The organism is Gardnerella sp. C0026F2 (genome assembly GCF_056590715.1).
In genome coordinates, this window is record NZ_JBWPWR010000003.1 from 55458 (window position 1) to 78210 (window position 22753).

Below are 22753 nucleotides of genomic sequence, written 5' to 3' on the forward strand. Positions count from 1 at the left end.
GAAATGTGCCAAATTACAAAGTAGAAGGAGAACCATGACAACAACAGCTACTAGCAAAGCTGATGCTGATAAGCCTATGGAAGAAAGCGCGGAACGTCTTGCACGCCCACTTATTAAGCTTGCTAAGGCGTGCGGCGTTGCAACTTTTTATATTGATCAGCAAGGAAGCTACACAGAAATTACAGATGAAGCATTAGTTGGAGTACTTGATGCATTAGGCATGCCTGCCGATACTCAAGACAATATTGCAATTTCATACGAGAAGGTTCAACGCAAACGCTCTGGCGAATTATTGCCACCAACTGTTGTTTCGTTTAATGGTGCAAAAACTTGCGTACCAATTCACGCAGGAGATGCCCAAAAAGAGCAAATTCATATTTCTCTTACACTCGAAGATGGAACAGATTATGAAGGCTCGTTAGGCGATATTCAATCCGAAAACAATGGAGATTTGTTCATTGAGCTTCCGGATGATTTGCCAATGGGCTATCACACTTTGCATGCTAAAGTAATCAGAGCGAATGGCGAGACGGCTCAACACGCCGATGTCACATTGATTGCCGCACCTGCGCGTATTCCATTGCCTGAAAGCGTTAAGCAAAAGCACCGTTGGGGATTCATGACGCAAATGTATTCTGTGCGTTCAAAAGATTCTTGGGGAATTGGCGATTATGGCGATTTGCGTCGACTACTTAAGGATGCTGGAGAAATCGGCAAGGCTGATTTTATGCTGATTAATCCAATTCATGCGTGCGCTCCAGTAACACCTCTTGAGCCTTCACCATACTTGCCTGAGTCTCGTAGGTTCTTGAATGTTACTTATATTCGTCCGCAAGATATTCCGGAATATGCTGAATTAAGCGGAGAGGATCTCGCTAAAGTAGAGCAATTGTATGAGTCTATTGCACCTCAAAACAACAATCCAAATCCTATAGATATCAACGCTGCATGGGATGCCAAGCTTCCTGCGTTGCGTATTATTTTCAAGCAGCCTCGTTCTGCCGAGCGCGAACGCGAGTTTAGTGAATTTAAGCATCGTTCTGGTGAAGATCTTGATGCTTTTGCAACTTGGTGTGTTGCGTTTGAGGTTTGGGGTGCTCCTTGGGGTGAGAATTTGTGGTTTGATACTACTGGTAAAGGCACTCCGCAAATTGAACGACTTAAGCGTGAACATGCTGACTTATTTGAGTTCCATCGTTGGCTTCAGTGGATTGCTGATGAGCAAGTTGCTGCAGCTCATGCTGAAGCTAAAGCTGCTGGTATGGCAATTGGTCTTATGCAAGACATGGCAGTTGGCGTACACGGCTACGGTGCTGACGTTTGGTGGAGTCCGGAACGATTTGCTAATGGCGTAAGCGTTGGCGCTCCTCCTGATTTCTACAACCAGCAAGGTCAGGATTGGGGTCAACCTCCATTCGATCCAAATTATTTGGATGAAACTGGCTATATTGCTTACCGAGACATGGTTCATAACGTGTTCTTGCATGCAGGAGCTGCTCGTATTGATCATGTTCTTGGATTGTTCCGCTTGTGGTGGATTCCACAAGGACAAAGCGCTAGAAACGGCGCCTATGTGTACTACAACGTAGATGCAATGCTCGCAGTTCTCACTATTGAAGCAACTCGCGCAGGCGGCGTTGTTATTGGCGAAGATTTGGGCACTGTGCCGAAGTATGTTTCTAAGGTTCTTGCATCTCATGGCGTGCTTGGCACTGTTGTTGAGTGGTTCATCCACGACGACGAAGCTGAAGCCGCTACTAAGAAGGCTGGAAAGAAGCAAATTATTTTCGCTAATCCGTCTACATATCGAGAGTATGCGCTTGCTTCCGTTACTACGCACGATATGCCACCTACAGCTGGTTATCTTGCGTTTGAGCATGTAAAGCTTCGCGAACAGCTTCACTTGCTTACAGACTCCGTAGAAACGTTCCAGGAGGCTGCTCAAGCTGAACGCGATGCAATGATGAAGATGCTTCTTGAGAACGGCTGGATTAGCAAAGACGCTGCTGAGGATGTTGAAGGTCATGTACAAGAGATTGTGGAAGCTATGCATGCAATTATGCTCACTTCCCCATCTTTGCTTTTACAGGTTGCTTTGGTTGACGCTGTCGGCGAGAAGCGTTCGCAGAATCAGCCTGGAACTAGTACAGAGTATCCAAACTGGCGTATTCCACTTGCTGACGCTGATGGTCGTGTAGTTCACACCGATGAAGTATTTAAGTTACCACGAGTGCTATCTATGACGGCAGTTATGCGCGGCGAAAATACACGGAAGCATATATAATTTAATAGTTGGTTTACTTATGAACTGACTCTATTCCCCCTCGTAAGGAATATGATTTGCATAGCTGCAGGTCAAAGTATTCCTTGCAATGATGTCCTATGTGAGGCGAGCATTGTCACAGATGCTCGCCTCATTAATTATTTGCAGAAATTACTTCTTAATATACTTTGCAAAAACACGCTCCAACAAAGGCGTGTGAAGCATAATAAGCGATCCCCAACCAATGAATACCAACAAAGGTAAACCCTGCGGCAAATATACGATTGATGCAAATATTAACACAATAAACACTACATCTAGCAGTGTCATTACAAGAGTTTCTTTCCAATACGAAATACCAAAAATAAGAGAATTAACCACTGTTTTATCAATTGAATTTTTAAAACGCGCTTGTAGCGCAAACACCCATTCGGCAACAATAACCCACAATATGCTCAGAATAAATTTAATAATTAAAAGTGGAGTAGACCACACGCAAAGCCATAGCCAAATAATAGCAAGCAAAACTGGACCCATCACAGCCCAAATAATAGTAGATTCCAAAAAGTTGCTAGCAAACGCGCGAAAATAAGCTGCAGTAATATGTCCTTCACCTTGCTCTGTACGTCTTGCAGCATCATGACCAGCACAAAGAGAAGCGCCGATAGTAATTAAAGGAATGCTTGTTAAAATCATCAATATTGTAAGCCACACGGCATCAGCAAATGTTTCCATGCCTTGCGCAAACTTTGAATCTGGGCTTCCAAACGAGAAAATCATTCTATACTATCTCCTGGTTTTATGACGCAATTCCTATGCTTTACTATCTACAGATACTCTAGTAACGAACTCTACCACCTAATTACAAACTAGCGTAACTATTAAAAAATAATGACGGTGTGCACAAACGTAATAGTATGCGCACGCCGCCGCTTTTACTGCCACTTGAATTTTGGAGGAGAATTAATTTATCCCTTTACTGCACCAGACATAACACCTTTAATAATGTACTTCTGGCAAATGAGATAGAAGATTATGATTGGAACAATTGCCATAACCAAGCAGCCCATCATGGCACCCATCTCAACAGATCCATAGCCACCCTTCAAATACTGGACAGCTATAGAAATCGTCTTATACTTGTTGAGATCGAGCGTCAAGAATGGAAGCAGGAAGTCATTCCAAATCCACATTGCTTGCAAGATTGAAACCGAAATAATAGCAGGTCGCATAATCGGCACAATAATCTGGAAGAATATGCGTGGCACAGAAGCACCATCAATCATTGCAGACTCTTCGAGTTCTTGTGGGATACCCTTAATCACACCAGTGAAAATAAACACTGCAAGTCCTGCGCCAAAGCCTAAGTAAATAATCCACAATCCCCATGGAGTATTCAACTTTAAAGTGTTCGTAATGTAAGCAAGGGTGTACATAACCATCTGGAATGGCACAATCATGTTGAACAGGAACAACACGTAGAGCAGTTTCGCAAACCAATTGTTAACTCTAACAATCCACCATGCACACATTGATGTGCACAGAAGAATGAGGATCACAGAACCAACGGTTACAACAATAGTCCAGAGGAAACTCATTGGGAAATCAGTACGATTTGAACCTAATACGTAGTTAGACATTCCAACAAACGATTTTGAACTAAAAGTAAAAGGATTGCTTGCAATATCAACCTTAGACTTGAAAGAATTCATTACCACTAAAGCTATAGGGAAAATCCATAACAAGCTTATAAGAGTGAACAGCACAGTCCATAACGCAGGATGCTTTGTTTTCTCGTTCATGCCGCTACCTCCTTTGACCTAGTGAGCATATTCTGAACCATAGCAATAACAGCCACAACAATGAAGAACATGACTGCCTGAGCCTGACCAACGCCTTCACATCTTGGAGTAGTGAAAGTTCTATAAATATTAAGAGCTAACATCTCTGTTTTCCTTGACGGACCACCGTTAGTTAATGCGAAGTTCTGATCGAAAAGCTTGAAGCCGTTGGTAACTGTTAAGAATGTGCAAACAGTGATAGAAGGCATCATCAATGGAATAGTAATCTTGAATAAAGTCTGCCTTGGACTTGCACCATCGACAGCAGCAGCTTCCATAACATCTCCAGGAAGAGCTTGCATTCCTGCAATATAAATAATCATCATATAGCCGATTTGCTGCCAGCAAACAACAATCACAAGACCCCAGAAACCGAATACTTCAGAGAACGTAATAGAACGATTGAAGTACCCAAGTATACCATTTAACAAAAGCTGCCAAATATAGCTTAAAACAATGCCACCAATAAGATTTGGCATGAAGAACACGGCTCTGAATACCGTCGTGCCCTTGAACTTTTTAGTAAGCATGTACGCAATTGCAAAAGCAATAACATTAATAATTATTGTTGTAATAACTGCAAAAAGCGTTGTGAACAAAAACGAATAAACAAGATGTGGGTCTTTTAAAGCTCTATAGTAGTTACGAAAACCCACAAACTTGCCATCAGTTACAGTAGTGAATTTTCTAAAACTCAAATACACGCCCATAACAAATGGCACCAAGAAGCCAACAATAAACGCAGCAAACGTTGGCAGCGCAAATAACCACCACCACTTACGTATTGCTTTTCCGCTCATACTAATCATGACTCGTCACTTTCTCCTCCTTGAGTGCGACATCCACGTAGACATCGCTGTCCCGAACCAATAATTTCATTCTACTACATGAATTATCTATGTCAAACGTTGTCATTTTGACATGTCACTTCAAACAAATATCAAAATTTAGTTTTAAAAAAATTGCTTATTATCGTTGGCATTCCAGTAAAATTTGTTAAAATAGAAGTGTTTGCAAACGTTTGTTTGTTTCGAACTATAAAAGTTCGTACTAAGCAACTAAACACAAAGCTGTGCTATACGTTTGTTATACGCGAATAAAGGAGTTCACATGTCGGCAAATATTCAAGATGTAGCGAATAAAGCTCATGTGTCAGTTTCTACTGTGTCACGTTCATTTACACGACCAAACTTAGTATCTGCATCCACTCGCAATAAAGTATTGGCAATTGCCGAAAAAATGAATTTTTCTATTTCGAAATCTGCAGCAGCGCTGAAATCAGGCAAAACCTTGCGCATCGCTTTACTTATTAGCGATCAAATTCGCCTATGGTTTTCTGCATCTATAATTCAAGGATTGAATCAAGTATTCCACACAGCTGGATACGATTTGTCAATTTTTCAGATTTCCAGCAGCAAAGAGCGTAGCGAATTTTTCACAATGCTCCCAACTAGACGTAATGCTGACGCTGTTATCGTGTGTTCCTTTGACGTAAATACAGACGAAATTACGCAACTTAAATCAACAGGAGTGCCAATTGTTGGCATAAACTGCTTATACCCTCAAAAATGCGATTTTGACGCGACTATCAATATTGACGATGACCAAGGTGCAAGACTTATGGCACGCCACTTAATCGGTTTAGGGCATCGCAATATTGCATATGTGCGCACAACTCGTGACGTTTCACTACATTTCAGCGTATTGCAACGTTACCATTCTTTTATTGACGAATGTAAAAATAGCGGAATTACACCTACAGAAATTGTGGCACCTGCCAATTCTGATCGCATAAGTGCTATAGTTTCTATGCTTCTTGGAAGTTCAATTATGCCAACAGCAATTGCATGCCAAGAAGATGGTATTGCAATACCACTTATGTTTCAGCTTGCTCGCAGTGGGTATTCTACTCCAAAAGATGTGTCAATTATCGGTTTTGACGATAGTTTTTACGCGCACGAAACTGGCTTAACTACTATTAGGCAGGACCCAGTCGATATTGCTTCTACTGCAGCAAACATAACGCTTTCGCTTATAAGTGCAGAGAAAGTTGAAGATCCGCATCGCATTGTTCCAGCGCAACTTATTGTGCGCTCAAGTACAGCCGCATTACTAAATGACTAAGCCTTTTATAATTTTCTATAAGATATCAAAATAACTTTCTATAAGATATCAAAATAACAAAGATACCGAAATAACAAAATCCGCTAGGACTTAGCACTATTATGTGCCAGTATCCTAGCGGATTTGCTTACGTCACCTTTGCTTGCTTACGTCAGCAGGTGTAACGTCTATTTATTTATTAATGGATCAGTCGTCATCTTCGTGAGCCTGAGAATATTCCTTAGCCCAGCCGTCCACGAATGCGCTCTTAACCTTATCCCACTTGCCGGTGCCCTGAGCGTACTCAAGCAAAGCGGATCCGAGGTCGTTCTTCCAGTTATCAGATGGCATCACGGTGAAGTTCCAGCTTACTGGAGTCTTACCGGACTTGGCATCTTCAACAGCTGCTTGAGTCAATGGGTTGTCGGACTTGATGTCTGCGAAGCTCTTGAATGGAGTGGTGAAGCCCATCTTCTTGGACAAAGCATCCTTACCAGTATCGGAAGTAAGCAACCACTTCAAGAAGTCCTTAGTTGCCTTCTTGTTAGCGTCAGATGCCTTCTCGTTGATGCACCAATAGTTTTCAGAGCCAGTTGCCAAACCTTGCTTCTCTTCACCCTTAGCGCCAATGTAAATTGGGAGCATGCCAAGGTCTTCAGCCTTCATACCAGCCTTGGAGAGGTCACCCCAAGCCCAAGTACCATTCTGATAGAACACAGCCTTGCCCTGAGAGAATTCAGCATTGGCATCTTCACCAGTCTTAGAACCAATCTTCGTTGCTGGTGTAGTGGAATCATTAATGTAAAGATCGAAAATCTTCTTGTAACCGTCAAGGAACGTACCCTTTACCTTTGCAGGCTGCTTGGTAACATGATCTTCCTTGAACTCATAGTACAAAGGAAGATTTGCAAGGTGGGTCTTGAAACGCCAGTCAGAGCTGGAATCAAAACCTGCAGAAGTAAATGCGCCATCGACACCAAGATCTGACTTGTGCTTTTGAATATCATCTGCAACAGCCTTCAACTTATCGAAGGAGTTGATTTCTTCAGCAGACTTTACCTTAGCATCCTTAAGCCCAGTGTACTTCTTGAGCAAAGCCTTGTTGTAAATCAAGCCGTAGGTTTCCATTGCATATGGAATACCAACAACCTTATCTCCATCCTTAAGAGCAATATCCTTGTTCTGAAGCTGGTTATAAAGCTCTGTATCCTTCAAATCAGCAGTGTAATCCTTCCAGCTTGCGTAACCAACTGGACCGTTAATCTGGAAGAGTGTAGGAGCTTCGTCACCCTTGCTAATTTCGCTCTTCAAAGACTGCTCATAAGTTCCGGAAGCAGCAGTTTGAACCTTAACCTCAACACCAGTTTTCTTGGTGTATGCCTTAGCTACCTCTTTCCACTGATCTGCAGCTTCTGGCTTAAAGTTCAAGAAGTAAACCTTACCTTTAGCAGAGCTGTCGCTTGAGGAGGATCCGCAAGCTGCGAGCGCACCAAAAGCCATTGCTGAGCAAGCTACCAGTGCAATTGTTGATTTAATTGTACGATTCATCATCGAACCTTTCTCCTATGCCGACAATCCCGTCATTGGACTGCCACACCTCTAGGTGTCCTTATCGACAATATTTATTATGCCTCAACTATTTGAATATTGCAAACGATGGCATAAGTAAATTAACGCGTGTCGCCATAAAAATATCACACACCAATATCTCCGATAAAATTAGCACGTATTTTTGGCAATAATTAAAGGGATTACGCAACAATTTAGCAAACGATTGCGCAATCCCTTGAGAATCATAGTTTAAAACAAATTATTTAATTAGCAGCTAACTCTGCCCGTGAGCAATTTTATATTCCTTAGCCCAGCCGTCAACGAACGCTTTCTTAAGAGTATTCCATGCTTGATTAGCGCCCATAGAAGTCATACCGTCTTTTGTTGCTTGAGCGTATGTGAGCAAATCAGAGCTAACATCGTCTTTCCAACCGTTAGATGGCATGGTAACAAACACCCACGTAACAGGCACTTTGCCTTCTTTAGCAGTGTAATCGACAGCAGCCTGAACAAGAGGATTTTCTGCTTTAGGGAAATTCTTGAAAGGAGTAGCAAATCCCATCTTATTAGCTAAAGCATCCTGACCATATTTTGAAGTGAGTAACCATTTAAGGAAGGCATTAGTCGCATCTAAATCCTTTTTTGAAGCCTTTTTATTAATGCACAAATAATTTTCAGAACCAGTAGCCATGCCTTGCTTCTCTTCACCCTTAGCACCAATGTAAATTGGGAGCATGCCAACGTCGTCAGGTTTTATGCCAGCCTTCGAAAGATCACCCCAAGCCCAAGTACCATTCTGATAGAACACAGCCTTACCGAGAGCAAATTCATAAACAGCATCCTCACCAGTTTTAGTGCTTAACTGACTTACAGGAGTTGTGGAATCAGAAATATAAAGATCAAAAATATTCCTGAAATTATCAACATACTTGCCATTTATCGACTGCGGCTGACCTTCAACACCATCATCCCTGAATTGATAATACAAAGGCATATTTGCAAGGTGGGTTTTAAAACGCCAGTCAGAGCTGGAATCAAAACCTGTGGACGCAAAAGCACCGTCAATCCCAAGCTCATCCTTGCGTTTTTGCAAATCGTCTGCAACTTCCTTCAACTTATCAAAAGAGGTTATTTGATCTTCGAAAGATTTGCCATCTTCTTCCGGACTCAACTTTGAATTATGAAGATCCGCATATCTAGCAAGCAAAGCTTTGTTGTAAATTAAGCCATAATTTTCAGTAACATATGGCACTGCAACCGGCTTACCGGCTTTATCCTTAATAGCAAGATTCGGATTACTAAGTTGCGTATAAAGAGGAGAATTAGTTAAATCAGCAGTGTAATCCTTCCAGTTAGCGTAGCCAACAGGACCGTTAATCTGGAATAACGTAGGCATACCATCTTGATGATATCCATATTTATCGATTTCAGTTTTAAGTCTCTCTTCGTACTGATCGCTAGATGGTGTAACTATAGTTACTTCAACACCGGTTTCAGCTTTGTACTCTTTAGCAACCTCTTGCCATTCGGCAGAAGCCTCAGGCTTTAAGTTGAAGAAAGTAACCTGCCCATTAGTATTTACGCCAAAAGACTTAGAAAAGCCAAAAGCAGTAAACGCGCAAGCCGCCAAAACAGCGCAAACAACTAGCGCAATAATCGACTTAACTGAACGACTCATCATCGAACCTTTCCATATACTGCTAATCTCTTCCAAACTAACTAATTACCGCTATTGAATACTGTTTAAACCACAGTAGTGAATTAATGCTACAGCAAATGCAAGACTCAAATATATAAATGTATCTGCAATAAAAATTGTGCAAATCGCAATAAAATATCTGAAATTCTAATCCGTATTTCAGCAATTCCAATGCACGATTACATTGTCGCCTTTATATGTGCCCAACACAGAATAATGCGCGGTATCCATACGAAGAAGTCGCGCAAAATCTGGGCTTACTCCAAGCCAGCGCGCAGTAAGAATACGCAATACATGAGCATGCGCAACAACAAGCACATCCTTACCCAATTTCAATTTAGGCATTGCCATATCAATAATTTTTTGAGTACGATCCGAAACCTCTTGCAAGCTTTCTCCAGAGGTCCTGTGCACATCCACTGCTTCTCCACTAGGAAGTACTTCTTTAGCGTCACTAACCATGTGAGAAGGAAGAACTTTAGGACCATGTTTCCACACATCCCACGCCTCAACGCCACTTAATGCCGCAACATCGCCTCTAGTGCGACCTTCAGCAGCACCATAATCCCACTCCAGTGCGCTATCGCAAATTGTATACGAAGCAAATCCAGCAAACTGAGCTGTTTGCTGAGCGCGACGAAGCGGGCTTACAAGCACACAATCCTCATCAAAACCTTTTGTAAACGCACACTGCAATCTAGCACCAGCCTCTTTTGCCTGCTCAACACCGACTTCAGTAAGAGGCAAATCCGTGCGTCCAGTATGTTGACCGGACACACTCCAAGCAGTTTGGCCGTGGCGAAGTAACACCAAGCAACCCTGCTTCAGGCATTCTTTCTGAGAGGATTCTTTCTGAGAGGATTCTTTAGTGCCGTTATTTTGCATAGTCTTCACATTCCTCACCAGCGCCATGTACACACATCGCACTGGACGCTTAGCAGCACGATTGCTTTACGTAAGCATTTCTTAACTTGCAGCCACTTTGCCGCAAATCAAGATTACTGTTCCATGGTACCGCCAAAATTGGTATTTCGTTACCACTAACATAGAAAATATGACGCAATTATCATCGGCTAATGCTAAAACTCAACGAAGCCATCGCGCGGCTCAAGCTACCGTGCAACGACTTAATGCAGCAAATCGTAAGATTGATGCACTTCGCGAGCGCCGATTAAAAAATCCAAATACTTTGGGAGATTCGTTACTCAAATCTGCACTTCCGTCTTTTGCAACGTTTATAGCTGGGCAAATTGCGCATGTTGTATGGAAAAAACATGTTGATACTAAAAAAATAAATTTAAACTCTAATAATCGTCCTAACAATCTTTCTAAAGAAAAAATTGCGCAAAAGCAGCATGTTAAGCAAGAAGAACCGTTGCTAATGTCTATTGGTTTTGCAGTATTTTCTGCGATTCTTACTACGATTGTTGGTCGCTTAGCAAACCGCGGAACCTTGTCTTATGTTGCGCGAAGGCAAAGAAAAAGACAATTGCGCTCACAAAAACGATTTTAATTTATTAAATTTTATAAACTAAATGACCTTATTTTGAAACGAGAATGCTGAAAGGAATAAGAAATAACGTGCCAAATTTACGCCACAACGAAACTATTGATACTTTACTGAACCGCCGCTCTATTCGCGCTTTTTGCAACGAAGCAATTGACGAAGATACAGTCGCAACGCTTGAAACCGTGGCACAGCGCGCTGCTTGCAGCCAGTTTTTGAACGACTGGTCAGCGATTAAAATTACAGATAGCTCAATTAAGCAAAAGCTTTCCGAAATCGGCAACCAAACATATATTGCCACTGCTCCACTGTTGTACGTTTTTATTATTGATCAACATAGAAACGCTGCAATTGCACACAAAAATGGCGTAGATACCAATAGCGACGAGTTTATGCTTAAAACTCGCTACCGCTTTACACAGGCTCAAAATGACGTTATTTTGGCGCTTCATGCCATGGAAACTGCTGCAGAATCTTTGGGGCTTGGTTGCGTAATTCTTGGTTCAATTTTGAACAGTAGAACTCAGCTTATTGATATTTTGAATTTGCCTGAATACACGTACCCTGTGCTCGGCTTAGCAATTGGTAAGCCTGCGCAAAATCCGGAATTAAAACCGCGAATGAGCGCTAACATGCAGATTTTTGAGAACCACTACCCTGCTGACGACGCTGAATTATTAGAAAATCTTGTTGATTTCGACAATCGCGTGCATCAATATTACGATTTGCGAAATGCTAGCAGACCAGTTGATGCTTTCAGCGCACAAATTCTTGCTATAGCAGCAGACGATATTGCCAAAAAACACGAAGCAGAAGATGTTGAGCAGGTTACAAGGCAAGGTTTTAACGTTGCGTAAGATTTAGCACCGTTTTAATTTAGTACCGTTTTAACTTAACGCCGCCTTGGCTTGTATCCGCGTTTTCTAGACCTCGGCTTTGTGCTTGCAGACGGCGAGCGCATATCGGAATACATGCGATCTACCGGGTTTTTATGCGTCAAATGCCAGCAACCGCAATATTCACAAGCATAAACCCACAACTGCGCACCGCGCTCTCGTAGACTCTGCTCCGCCGCCATAAGAGCCTGCCCTTTATTCTTATACATGATTTTTTGGGTAGATTCGCAGCGCCTCGGAGTAAAGAAATACATAGCTTTTATGGTAGCAAACAGCTTAACAGAGCTTATACAAGACGCACGCAATGGCGTAAATCATGCATTATTCCTAAACTTAAGCCACAAAACACATTCACAAAAGTTCAAAATAAATTCAATTTCTTATACTTTAGTTCAATTTTTCTACTATATTTCTACTATTTTTTACTATTTCTCGTCATTTTTTGAAAAATTACTATACAAAAATAATTTCAGCGACTATTATTGGGCAAATAATTCAATTTAATACTTATATTTTGAACTTTGCTATAAACTTGTTCAATTTATAAATGCTGATTTTACGAGAAAGACGGATTATGGCACAGAATTTTGCTGACGAGCTTAAGAAAGCTATGAAGCGCAAAGGGTACAAGCAGATTGACGTAATCGAGCTTGCAGCAAAAAGCGGCCATAAACTTGGCAAAAGCCAGCTAAGCCAGTATTTAAGCGGCAAAACTGAGCCTCGCAAAGACGTGCGTAACATGTTAGATGAGATTCTTGGAATCAGCAGCGACGGAATCAAAGGCGGTCATTCTTGTGCAAAAATCGAGCAAAACTGCCAGTCTGCAGAAGAACCACAATTAAATCAGCCACAGCTTACAGAAGCTGAACTTTCCCAAACGCTCAAACATAGAAACTTCAACAAATCTACCAAACTTGAGCACGTGCTTTACGACGTTCGAGGCCCTGTTGTTGAAGAAGCAAACCGAATGGAAGCGAACGGAACGCATATTTTAAAGCTAAACATTGGAAATCCTGCGCCTTTTGGATTCCGCGCTCCAGACGAAGTGATTTACGACATGCAGCAGCAGCTTATTGACTGCGAAGGCTACTCGGATAGTCGCGGACTTTTCTCCGCGCGCAAGGCGATTATGCAATACGATCAGCTCAAAGGCATTCCAGGCGTGCAAATGGAAGATATTTACACTGGAAACGGCGTTTCCGAGCTAATTAACCTTTCTATGCAAGCGCTGCTTGATTGCGGCGACGAGATTCTTATTCCAAGCCCAGACTATCCTCTGTGGACTGCGTGCGCGAGCTTGGCTGGCGGCACTCCTGTGCACTACATGTGTGACGAAAAGTCGCATTGGTACCCAGATATTGCCGACATTCGCTCTAAAATCACGCCGCGTACTAAAGCAATCGTGATTATTAACCCAAATAACCCTACGGGCGTGCTGTATAGCCGCGAAGTTTTGGAAGAAATTGTTAAGATTGCTCGCGAGTTTAATTTGATTATTTTTGCGGACGAGATTTACGACCGTCTTGTTATGGACGGCAAGAAGCATATTTCGATTGCTTCTCTTGCTCCAGACGTGTTCTGCGTAACTTTTAGCGGACTTTCTAAATCGCATATGATTGCTGGCTTCCGCATTGGTTGGATGAGCCTTTCGGGAGATAAATCCAAGGCTCGCGACTACATTATGGGACTTAACATGCTGTCTAATATGCGATTGTGCTCTAACGTTCCTGCACAGTCGATTATTCAGACTGCTTTGGGCGGATACCAGAGCGTTGAGAAGTATTTGGAGCCGGGAGGTCGCGTGTATGAGCAGCGCGAGTACTGCTATAACGCACTTCAGGAGATGGACGGCGTAAGCGTTGAGCGTCCAGACGCTGCTTTCTACATGTTTGTAAAGCTCGATCCTGCTCGCTACAACATTCACGATGACGAACAGTTTGCGCTTGATTTGCTACGCGATCAAAAGTTGCTGATTGTGCACGGTAAAGGCTTTAATTGGCAGACTCCAGGCTACTTCCGCGTAGTATACTTGCCGCGCTTGCAAACGCTTCGCGACGCAATGAGCAAACTCTCCAACTTCCTCTCCTACTATCGCCAGTAGCTGCAACCATATTGCATTAAGTTACTAAGCTTTAAGCGAACTTATTCGCTGCGGAGTAACCCCCGTAAGCTCTGCAACATCACGAACCGTCAAGCCCTGATTCCTTAGTATGCGAACTGTTTCACGCATAAGCATAGATGCCTCTTGCTGAGTTTTTATAGCTGCAGATTTTGCATCTAACATGCGCTGAAGCATAAGTTCATCTTCTTCACTAAGTTTCGGAGTTACTTTCACGCCATTGACTTTAACATTTAACGTTGCAGCAGCGTCTTTTACCATTGCTGCAACCTGATCAAGCCTACGTACTTGAGTAAATAATCCTGGTATTTCCGGCACTTCTATAGCCCACCAGTCATCGCATCTGCGAGCTATAGCTGTCACCATTTGCAAACAAGTCGTTGCATTATCATGCTCAGTAACACTCATTGTTCCTATCATGCTTGCAGATTCCTTTCAAAATACCTAATAATGCTTCTAGCAGTAAGTTCATTTATTTCATTATGCCTCGGAACAGTAGTAGCAAATTCACCAATGCAAACTTTGCTATGATTACCGCCCTCAGCCCAAGTTATTTGTTTATTAGTACTTCTTGCAAGCTGATTGAGTCTTTTCTCCAACTCTTTTCGCTTCACACATATAAGTATATGCCTATTTATCAATTCAGTAAATAGGCATTGCATACAAAATCATCGCAATGAAGCTATACAAATGCAATTACATCACAGGACAATTAGTTTGCACATCCTGTTGGAATCCTGACGGATCTCCCAGTTTTGCTTTACGCATATGCTCTTTGAAAAAGTTTCGCGTTGCATCATCACAACGATCTGGACCCATAAACGGCATGCTAGGCACTTTTTCGAGCTCATGCAAAGCTTTACTTGCCGCTTGCTCATCACTAGCATACGTGTCTAACCATTGCCGTTCCCAAGCACACTGATAATAATTAGATGCTTGCGTATCACCATATCCACTCTGGAACTGGCTGTCTTTTTCTTCTCCAACCAAGTTTGCAGGAGCTTTATATTTTTCAGGCCAACTAAGCTTTGCCACAGATTCCTGATACTCCTTCTCTATATGAGCAAAATCAACAGTCTCTCTAGACGAACTATTTTGCGAGCGCGCACCACCCACACCACTCGCATTATTGTTGCCTACTCCTCCACAAGCATTGAACATAAGACTCGCACAAAGCACACCAATAATAAGAGTTGCTTTACCAATAGTATGATTATTCATTATTCCTTCTTTCTTATTTTTTGAAAATTAACGCAATGCTAATGCTGGCTGTAAACGCGATGCTTTTATTGCCGGCACCACACTTCCAGCAAGCGCTGTAATAAAAGCCGCAATAACAGCTCCAATAGCAGCTTCATATGGGTAAACTGGCGGACTGACTGGGCTTGATGCATCCCAAAAACTTGATGCTATAGACACAAGAACAAAAGAAACAGAGACAGCAGCAATCGAAACTATCAGCGCTAAAATAATCGCACTGCCTAACACGAGTGAAGCAATCGACCATCTAGTAGCACCCAAAGCTCTGCGTATAAGCAGTTCATGTGCGCGCTGCTCCAACGATGCTAAACCAATATTGATTAAACCTAGCGCGGAAACAAAAAGCAATAATGCTGCTACAATAGCAAAACTTAATTGCAATACTGTTATCACATTCTCGTAATCATCACTATTATCATGTCTTCTAATTTCGTTTACTTGTCCATCGCAACAGTCGTAAAGAGCGTCTGAAACATAAGATTTAATTGATTTTTGAGAACGATTTTCTTTATTCAACCAGTAGATTGAGCCTTGAGCTTCTTTTCCAGAATATTCCCAAAGAGTTGGAGCGTAACGTAATAATCCTAGAATATTCACGTATACTTTTGCTGAGTCTACGCCATCGTTCACAACTCCAACAATCCTTATAGGACTTATTTGTGTTGTTTTGCGAGAAGTAATAAATGCTACTTCACCAATCTTGTATCTTTTGCTAGCAGATTGGTTTACTACCATTTCTAATGCGTTGCTTTTAGCGCTATTACTAAACCATCTTCCACTTACAATAGGTAAGTTATAAACTTTGTTGTATCCTGCTGTAGTGTAAACAGCGTCAACATATTGAAGATTGCTGGTCTTATGTTCTTTGCTTATTTTTACACTCTTCGAGGCTGGCATAGAAGCGCTAAACAGTAGTCCAGTGTTTGGTTGTAGCATAACGTTAGCATTACGGTTTGCGGATTCAATGCGATTTAAGAATTTGTCAAATACTGAATATTCGTCAAAATTTTGTGCTGAAAAAGTAATCTCATATGTTGCTCTACGACCGTTTAGCTGTTCGTTAGTTGCAATAAGATAGTCCTTACCAACCGTGCCTATAAGCACTGACGCTATAACAGTAACGATGCCAATAAACATTGAAAAACCTGTGAGGAAGGATCTCATAGGAGACAGACGCAAATCTTTAAGCAGCATGATCATAAAGAACACCGCCTTCCATAGTAAAAATGTGAGAGCAAGAACTAGCCACTTTCATATCATGAGTGACTAATAGTAATGTTGTTCCAGATTCTTGAACACGATCATGCAACACTTGAAGCACTTTTTCTCCCGTACTACTATCGAGCGCACCAGTTGGCTCGTCACAAATAAGTAATTCGGGATTAGTAACGAGAGCACGCGCTATCGCAACTCTCTGCTGTTCACCGCCTGATAGACTTCCAGGGTATTCGTTTAGTTTATCTTGCAATCCAACAGCACATAATGCTTCTTCTATCGTTTTTCTTCTTGTCTGCTTGCTTTGTTGTAGCCCTGCGTATAAAAGCGGCAACTCAACATTTTCTCTAATGCTTAAATGCTTAATGAGAGAATAGTTTTGGAAAACAAAACCAATATTTCTAGCGCGCATATGCGATACTGTATTATCACTACACTTTTGGATTGACTTGCCAGAATAATAGTATTTTCCAGTAAAATTTTTATTCAAAAATCCAATAATAGAAATAAGACTTGTTTTGCCGGAACCAGACCTGCCAACTACCGCGTATGTTTCACCTTGATTAAGTAACATAGAGGCAGAGTTAACAGTGGTAAGCCATTCACCATTGCCTAGTTTCACACGCGCTGACACGTCTTGTAGTTCAACCAGTGGAACAGGATTGTTCTCCATAATCATTGCACTCCTGGAATGAGATCAGGAGAAACACCTGCTACGACATCACCCTCATGCAAACCAGACGTAATTTCAATATTAGCGCCGTCACTGATTCCAAGACCAACTTCTTTACTCTCCCAATTATCGCCTTTTTTGTATGAGACTAAACCTTTTTGAACTCTTCCAGCAACCGCACTAACGGGCAGCGTTAGAACCGATTGTTTATGCTTGCCATTAAAAACAAGCGTCGCATTTTGACCTGATTCTACTTCTGCGCTTTTATCTATTAAACAAGTTAAAACTTTTGACGATACACTAGATGTACTTTGCGCGCTCGACTCATCTGTGTGAGTCAAATCAGCATTATCATTCTTGCTACTACCCGAATCTGCAATATCGGTAGAAGTGCCACCGCTTTGTACTATTTGCAAACAATTGGTTGGTCCAACACCGTCTTCAACTTGGAAGCGACCTTTAACATCTGTAATATCCGCAGAACGAAGTAAAGCTTTTGCATTAAGGCTTATTGAAAAACCTTCATATTTAAGAGTGAATAGCGGGAAAGATTTAGGCACGTCCGTAGATGATTCAGCTACTGACACAACTTTAGCGTCTACGGGAGCAATAATTTTGTTACCAGCATTGTAGCCTAGAACACTTCCAGCTTTTACAGCACTTCCTGCTTTTACCGATGGAGAAAAATTCCCTCTACTTACAGCAGTGATAACAAAGGTAGACGATTGTTCTATTGCTGCTTTACCCGACACAACTTGTGTTAAAGGCTGTTTTTTGACTGAAACAAGTGGAACTGAATCATTTGATGCCTGCTGTTGACTATTATCAACTGCTCTACCAGAGCATGCAGTAAGCAAACACACTGGCATAGCAGCAAGCAAAAGTACTTTTGTAAACTTACGCATAACACAAAGCTCCTTACTCTCCAAACTCGTAAACGCATAATATGCGTCGAAACAAGCCTCTCAAACTGATCCAAAATAAATAAAGGGCTCGGTAATGCTGCAATTAACGCTTTTATGATTACCACTTCATTTAGAATTTCAGCTTTTGGTTAATAGCTTATAATCGCCGTAAAGAGTTTGCATCACACTAAATGATGATTTTATTTATGATTATTGGAACTTACGTAATACCAGAGAATGATTTATTTTGCATAGAGTTTATACACTACTAAGCAACTTACTTGCGCATAGCCTCAACCACATTGCTTTAAATCACTAAGCTTTAAGCGAACTTATTCGCTGCGGAGTAACCCCCGTAAGCTCCAGTAACTACCTTTATACAATCGGCTTTGTAAAGGTTTTCCTAGACAAGATATTCATCATACAAATTCAAGTACTATTATTACTTAAATAATGCTTTTCTAAAGGAGCAGTATGATAGCAAAGCGTATTACTGTTGGCATTGTTGATGATGATTGTTTTTGTCTACACGGCCTAAAAACATATATTGAACAGGTTGTTCCGTCCTGCAATATTTGCTGGTTATCCGCGTACGCCGATCAAGCAATTCAGTTTTGTCAAAATCAATGCCCAGACGTGCTGCTAATTGACATGTATATGTCTGGGGTTTCGGGAATTAAAATATTATACGAATTACGAAGAAGATACTCACTCCCAATAATAATTGCTATAACTTCATTCCCTATCAACGATTATGCTTTAAAAGCATCAACAGCAGGCGCGCAAGGCATTGTTGGAAAGAACCACCCAGAAACTATTTGCGCCATGCTTAGCAGTATTGCACATGGCACGTTTAATCCACAAATAATAGGCGATCTTCATTTTGACGACACGACGACAGCATTTCAACGTTTGCAAAATAAGCCAAAAAATGGACGCCTTGCTTTAACGGATCATGAGACTGAAATTGTAAAGTTGTGCAGTAAAGGCATGACTAATGCGCAAATCGCCAAACGTTTATTTGTTGAAACTTGTACTGTGGAAACTATCCTTCGTCGCGTGTTCAAAAAATTGAATGTGACAAATCGTTCACAACTTATTACCACATGGCTGCATGATGAATATTTAGGAAATGATACACAATGATTATTTTCTTAATGCGTCGTTTACGAGAAAAGCTTATTGACAATAAAACATTTTTACTATTGGGATGTTTGTCGAGCGCAATGGATGCGTATATTTACTCCAATAGCGACAATAGCACAATACAACTTGTTATAGTTTACATGATTCTTGCTGCTATGAATCTGTTCCTTTGCTTGCTCCCGCATTTTATGAGCATGTGCTATATTTTTGTGCATCTCAGCATTCTTGTTATTCCTAGTCTGAATCTTCCACCAGTAACTTTCGGGCTAATCATATCATTTGTTTTTATTTCGTATTTATATCCGATTCAATTTACACTACCTTTATTCTTAGTACTAGATGCATTACACTACGTTGCATACCGATACTTATCAACTTTGTCTTTCAAGTATCTTATTGCTTACCTTTTAATAAATATATTTTGCGTTTGCACTGGTATTATTTTGCGCATTTCTCACCAAAAAATGGTTCTTTATGAAAAAGATAAGCAAACAATTAATAATCTTCATCTGGCTGTGCGAATGCACGATAGATTAACTAATAAGATTGCAGATATTGCACTACAAAGTAAAATAGCATTACTTGACAAGTCTATTTCTAAAAAACAGCGAAGTGCTATTGAGGCAATAAATGATTTGGCAGATCAGGCTTTTGAAGAAGGACATAATATTATCGACATTCTACGTGGAAATACTGCTAAGCAAGATGCTCGAAGCGAGTTCATTCAGCACATTGAAGATACACTACAAATGAACGACTCAATTAATGCATCTTGTGGATTAAAAGGAAGATCCATATGCAATATATCTAGTAACGATATTCCTGAAGACATTAGAGATGAAATCATCTGTGAAGTTATTGAATTAATCGAAGAACTATATTTGAACATGCGAAAATATGCTTCTTTAGTTTATTACATCAGAATTTCGATACGCGAAAAACAAATTGTTATAAAACAGTTCAATGTTCGATTTTTGGGCGGGAAAAGTAAAGATGCAATTCGCTCAGTATCTCAAAAAGGACTTCTGCTTCATCGCGATACCATAAAGCATTTAGGCGGTTCACTCTATTTTCGAGCCTTTGGTAAGTATTGGGAATGTAATGCAGTTATCCCTTTCAAAAATGAACATAACTGTATAGATAGTATGGCTTACTGATTCAGTTTAAAAGATTAATGAATCTTAAGCAGTTTTAGATAGTAATTATTTGTAAAGGTTTTCCTAGACAAGATATTGTTTACCTTTTAGCACGCCATTAATTTATAAATTGTCAAAGTTTTATATACGCAATTATTTTCTTGTATTAGAAGGAGAAGAATATGAGTAATTTAGAAGATACAAAAGCACAAATTCCATCCGTATTTTGGACAATAGCCAATGGCGTATTTCTTGCTAGCGGAATTGCGCTGATTGTAATGCGTAATGATTATCTATGGGGAGTGCCTCAAATTATCGCTGGATTATTTGGTCTTGCAACAATGTTTCTCATTAAAAAACCGTGGTGCGCGCAACTATATTTTATAGCATCTTCACTAGCCGTAATAGCAAATGGGCTTATGGAAATATTCGGCATAATCCACGGATCTGGATACGGTTATGTTCCGCTGATTATTGGCATAATCGTGCTTTTATTTATAGGCCTTGACAAGGATGAAAGTTCAAAAGCTCTTGGAATTGCCAAGAATAAATAAAAGCATTAGACTGCGATTTTATAACATAAAAACATATCACAATTTTCAAAGGTCAAGTTGCATCCATGCATCCTACGGCTTGACCTTTACTTATTTATCCGTTATTTATTTGTTTTGCATAGAGTTTATGCGTTACTAAGCGACTTACTTGCGCATAGCCTCAACCACATTGCTTTGAATCACTAAGCTTTAAGCGAACTTATTCGCTGCGGAGTAACCACAGTAAGCTCTGCAACATCACGAACCGTCAAGCCCTGATTCCTTAGTATGCGAACCGTTTCACGCATAAGCATAGATGCCTCTTGCTGAGTTTTTATAGCTGCAGATTTTGCATCTAACATGCGCTGCAGCATAAGTTCATCTTGTTCACCAAGTTTCGGAGTTACTTTCACGCCATTGACTTTAACATTTAAAGTCGCAGCAGCATCTTTTACCATTGCTGCAACCTGATCAAGCCTACGCACTTGAGTAAATAATCCTGGTATTTCTGGCACTTCTATCTGTTATTTAGCAAAGTACTTTGCGCTTTGCAAGATAGACTGTTTTGTGCGAAGTCACTTTTCTTGCGCAAGCTCGATTGGCGGATGCTCCGCGCGGAAAGCATTTACGTGCGCTTCAGACGCATACCCTAGCGCAAAACCAGTAATCAGCGCATACTCCGGCGGAATGTCGAATACTTCGTCAAGTGGTGAACGCCACGTGGCAAGAACGCCAAGTGGGCATGAATCTACGCCGTGCTCTTTGGCAGCCAACAGTAACGTTTGCAGCATAATTCCAGCATCCAGCGCAGAAAACGGCAGAAAATCACGACGCACAAGCACAAATCCCATAACTGGCGCACCGAACGCCTGGAAGTTGCGCAAAGTGTGAGCATTCCGAGCAGGAAAATCTTTGCGATCAATATTTAAATGTTTATACAACGCCAATCCTAAACGAGCGCTGCGTTCTTTAAGCGATTGCGGATACGGAGCCATTACAGGAAAATCTCCATCCGGCTGACTCATTTTCTGCGCTATCAGGCGTTCTTCTTCGCTAAGGGTAGCGTCTTTAGTGCGAAACATTGCTTTGCATTTTTGCGTATATGCATCAATTAACTGCTGTTTACGTTCCCCTTGAGCAATAGCGAGCATGTAGCCACGAGTATTGGACCAGCTCGGCGATTGTGCAGCTGTTTGCAAAATAGTTTCAAGGATTTTAGAATCGACTGGTTTATTTAGAAAATCACGTGCAGAAAATCGCGACTTTGCGAGTGCTTCAAAAGTTTGTGTAGTCATGCTTTTAGTATATCGCACCAAATACGCACGCAGTACTTTCTCGCGTTTGCGCGACGACCTGCTTGAGTGCTGCGATTTAGAGCGTAGGCGGCATAAACTGCGCGCGTCTGTAAAGTTTTGGTCGGATTTTCTTGCGTTCGCGGCATAAACTTTACACAGTTACACAGTTTCTGCCGTTTTCCGTTACTGGCGCAGTCTACATACTGCGCGAGTAACATATAACCGTTATTTTCTCAGTTTGTTAGCTAAGTTTTAATACTGTTTAGATTATTGATTATAGACACATAATATTCATCAGCTTAGTCTTACACACTTTTTAGCCTATAACCCCGAAAAACAGTATGCGAATATAAAAAAAGCGGGGAGTAAAAAACTCCCCGCTAGAAAAATAATGCGGCAGCGTGCTAGTCTCCCACACCCTATCGAGTGCAGTACCCTCGCCGTGTCAGGCCTTAGCTTCCGGGTTCGGAATGGGACCGGGCGTCTCACCTGAGCCATGACCACCGCAAACTTAATTATAACACTCAAAACCATTGAGTGGCAACACGTGGCGGTTAGGGAACCGGACATGAACGCGAATAAAAACTCTTTTACCAACCGATCGTTAAGCA

At 41.2% G+C, this 22753-nt stretch carries 22 protein-coding genes and 1 rRNA gene; 8 read left to right on the forward strand and 15 right to left on the reverse strand.

Annotated elements, in window-relative coordinates; translation table 11 throughout:
* The first annotated feature begins 34 nt into the window (after positions 1-34).
* Positions 35-2284 carry a 4-alpha-glucanotransferase gene (gene malQ, locus AC1EK3_RS05590; protein ID WP_480033671.1) on the forward strand — a complete coding sequence of 750 codons (2250 nt, stop codon included), beginning with the start codon at positions 35-37 and terminating at the stop codon, positions 2282-2284.
* A gap of 150 nt (positions 2285-2434) precedes the next feature.
* On the opposite strand, the gene AC1EK3_RS05595 is transcribed toward malQ, so the two are convergent.
* The 3 genes from AC1EK3_RS05595 to AC1EK3_RS05605 form a co-directional block, all read right to left on the reverse strand.
* Positions 2435-3043 carry a DUF624 domain-containing protein gene (locus AC1EK3_RS05595; RefSeq protein ID WP_480033670.1) on the reverse strand — a complete coding sequence of 203 codons (609 nt, stop codon included), beginning with the start codon at positions 3041-3043 and terminating at the stop codon, positions 2435-2437.
* A gap of 188 nt (positions 3044-3231) precedes the next feature.
* A complete protein-coding gene (locus AC1EK3_RS05600) occupies positions 3232-4065 on the reverse strand; it encodes a carbohydrate ABC transporter permease (protein ID WP_480033669.1) in 834 nt (277 codons plus the stop codon).
* Positions 4062-4913 carry a carbohydrate ABC transporter permease gene (locus AC1EK3_RS05605; protein ID WP_480033668.1) on the reverse strand — a complete coding sequence of 284 codons (852 nt, stop codon included), beginning with the start codon at positions 4911-4913 and terminating at the stop codon, positions 4062-4064. The genes AC1EK3_RS05600 and AC1EK3_RS05605 overlap by 4 nt, the downstream gene beginning before the upstream one ends.
* 301 nt (positions 4914-5214) lie before the next feature.
* Here AC1EK3_RS05605 and AC1EK3_RS05610 point away from each other — a divergent pair, with 301 nt between their 5' ends.
* Positions 5215-6228 carry a LacI family DNA-binding transcriptional regulator gene (locus AC1EK3_RS05610; RefSeq protein WP_480033667.1) on the forward strand — a complete coding sequence of 338 codons (1014 nt, stop codon included), beginning with the start codon at positions 5215-5217 and terminating at the stop codon, positions 6226-6228.
* Between the two features lie 186 nt (positions 6229-6414).
* Here AC1EK3_RS05610 and AC1EK3_RS05615 read toward each other — a convergent pair whose 3' ends face one another.
* From AC1EK3_RS05615 to AC1EK3_RS05625, 3 genes are all read right to left on the reverse strand, one after another.
* Entirely contained in the window at positions 6415-7758 is a 1344-nt protein-coding gene (locus AC1EK3_RS05615; RefSeq protein ID WP_275712703.1) for an ABC transporter substrate-binding protein, read from the reverse strand.
* Positions 7759-8032: 274 nt separating this feature from the next.
* Entirely contained in the window at positions 8033-9439 is a 1407-nt protein-coding gene (locus tag AC1EK3_RS05620; protein WP_480033666.1) for an ABC transporter substrate-binding protein, read from the reverse strand.
* Positions 9440-9616: 177 nt separating this feature from the next.
* On the reverse strand, positions 9617-10342 hold the full coding sequence (locus AC1EK3_RS05625; protein WP_480033700.1) for a histidine phosphatase family protein: 726 nt from the start codon (positions 10340-10342) through the stop codon (positions 9617-9619).
* A gap of 169 nt (positions 10343-10511) precedes the next feature.
* On the opposite strand from AC1EK3_RS05625, the gene AC1EK3_RS05630 reads away from it, so the two are divergent.
* Positions 10512-10970, forward strand: a complete 459-nt coding sequence (locus tag AC1EK3_RS05630; RefSeq protein ID WP_480033665.1) for a DUF4235 domain-containing protein — start codon at positions 10512-10514, stop codon at positions 10968-10970.
* Between the two features lie 44 nt (positions 10971-11014).
* Positions 11015-11821 carry a nitroreductase family protein gene (locus AC1EK3_RS05635; protein ID WP_480033664.1) on the forward strand — a complete coding sequence of 269 codons (807 nt, stop codon included), beginning with the start codon at positions 11015-11017 and terminating at the stop codon, positions 11819-11821.
* 35 nt (positions 11822-11856) lie between these two features.
* Here AC1EK3_RS05635 and AC1EK3_RS05640 read toward each other — a convergent pair whose 3' ends face one another.
* Entirely contained in the window at positions 11857-12114 is a 258-nt protein-coding gene (locus AC1EK3_RS05640; protein WP_116971496.1) for a hypothetical protein, read from the reverse strand.
* Positions 12115-12434: 320 nt separating this feature from the next.
* Here AC1EK3_RS05640 and AC1EK3_RS05645 point away from each other — a divergent pair, with 320 nt between their 5' ends.
* A complete protein-coding gene (locus AC1EK3_RS05645) occupies positions 12435-13961 on the forward strand; it encodes an aminotransferase class I/II-fold pyridoxal phosphate-dependent enzyme (protein WP_480033663.1) in 1527 nt (508 codons plus the stop codon).
* A 24-nt stretch (positions 13962-13985) separates the two neighbouring features.
* On the opposite strand, the gene AC1EK3_RS05650 is transcribed toward AC1EK3_RS05645, so the two are convergent.
* From AC1EK3_RS05650 to AC1EK3_RS05670, 5 genes are all read right to left on the reverse strand, one after another.
* Positions 13986-14399 carry a type II toxin-antitoxin system HicB family antitoxin gene (locus AC1EK3_RS05650; protein WP_480033662.1) on the reverse strand — a complete coding sequence of 138 codons (414 nt, stop codon included), beginning with the start codon at positions 14397-14399 and terminating at the stop codon, positions 13986-13988.
* Positions 14400-14675: 276 nt separating this feature from the next.
* On the reverse strand, positions 14676-15200 hold the full coding sequence (locus AC1EK3_RS05655; protein WP_480033661.1) for a hypothetical protein: 525 nt from the start codon (positions 15198-15200) through the stop codon (positions 14676-14678).
* Positions 15201-15227: 27 nt separating this feature from the next.
* Positions 15228-16439, reverse strand: coding sequence for an ABC transporter permease (locus AC1EK3_RS05660; protein WP_480033660.1), 1212 nt, complete (start codon positions 16437-16439; stop codon positions 15228-15230).
* A complete protein-coding gene (locus tag AC1EK3_RS05665) occupies positions 16423-17133 on the reverse strand; it encodes an ABC transporter ATP-binding protein (protein WP_480033659.1) in 711 nt (236 codons plus the stop codon). The genes AC1EK3_RS05660 and AC1EK3_RS05665 overlap by 17 nt, the downstream gene beginning before the upstream one ends.
* Complete coding sequence (locus AC1EK3_RS05670; protein ID WP_480033658.1) at positions 17130-18032, reverse strand: efflux RND transporter periplasmic adaptor subunit; 903 nt, start codon at positions 18030-18032, stop codon at positions 17130-17132. The genes AC1EK3_RS05665 and AC1EK3_RS05670 overlap by 4 nt, the downstream gene beginning before the upstream one ends.
* 474 nt (positions 18033-18506) lie before the next feature.
* Between AC1EK3_RS05670 and AC1EK3_RS05675 the strand changes: the two genes are divergently transcribed.
* The 3 genes from AC1EK3_RS05675 (at position 18507) to AC1EK3_RS05685 (ending at position 20868) form a co-directional block, all read left to right on the forward strand.
* Entirely contained in the window at positions 18507-19178 is a 672-nt protein-coding gene (locus tag AC1EK3_RS05675; RefSeq protein ID WP_480033657.1) for a response regulator, read from the forward strand.
* Positions 19175-20335, forward strand: a complete 1161-nt coding sequence (locus AC1EK3_RS05680; protein ID WP_480033656.1) for a histidine kinase — start codon at positions 19175-19177, stop codon at positions 20333-20335. The genes AC1EK3_RS05675 and AC1EK3_RS05680 overlap by 4 nt, the downstream gene beginning before the upstream one ends.
* Before the next feature lie 161 nt (positions 20336-20496).
* A complete protein-coding gene (locus tag AC1EK3_RS05685) occupies positions 20497-20868 on the forward strand; it encodes a hypothetical protein (RefSeq protein ID WP_480033655.1) in 372 nt (123 codons plus the stop codon).
* A gap of 182 nt (positions 20869-21050) precedes the next feature.
* Here the strand turns inward: AC1EK3_RS05685 and AC1EK3_RS05690 are convergent, their stop codons facing one another.
* The 3 genes from AC1EK3_RS05690 to rrf form a co-directional block, all read right to left on the reverse strand.
* On the reverse strand, positions 21051-21368 hold the full coding sequence (locus AC1EK3_RS05690; RefSeq protein ID WP_480033699.1) for an XRE family transcriptional regulator: 318 nt from the start codon (positions 21366-21368) through the stop codon (positions 21051-21053).
* Between the two features lie 54 nt (positions 21369-21422).
* Positions 21423-22142, reverse strand: a complete 720-nt coding sequence (locus AC1EK3_RS05695) for a nitroreductase family protein (protein ID WP_480033654.1) — start codon at positions 22140-22142, stop codon at positions 21423-21425.
* A 391-nt stretch (positions 22143-22533) separates the two neighbouring features.
* A 5S ribosomal RNA gene (gene rrf / locus AC1EK3_RS05700) occupies positions 22534-22650 on the reverse strand.
* Positions 22651-22753: the final 103 nt, after the last annotated feature.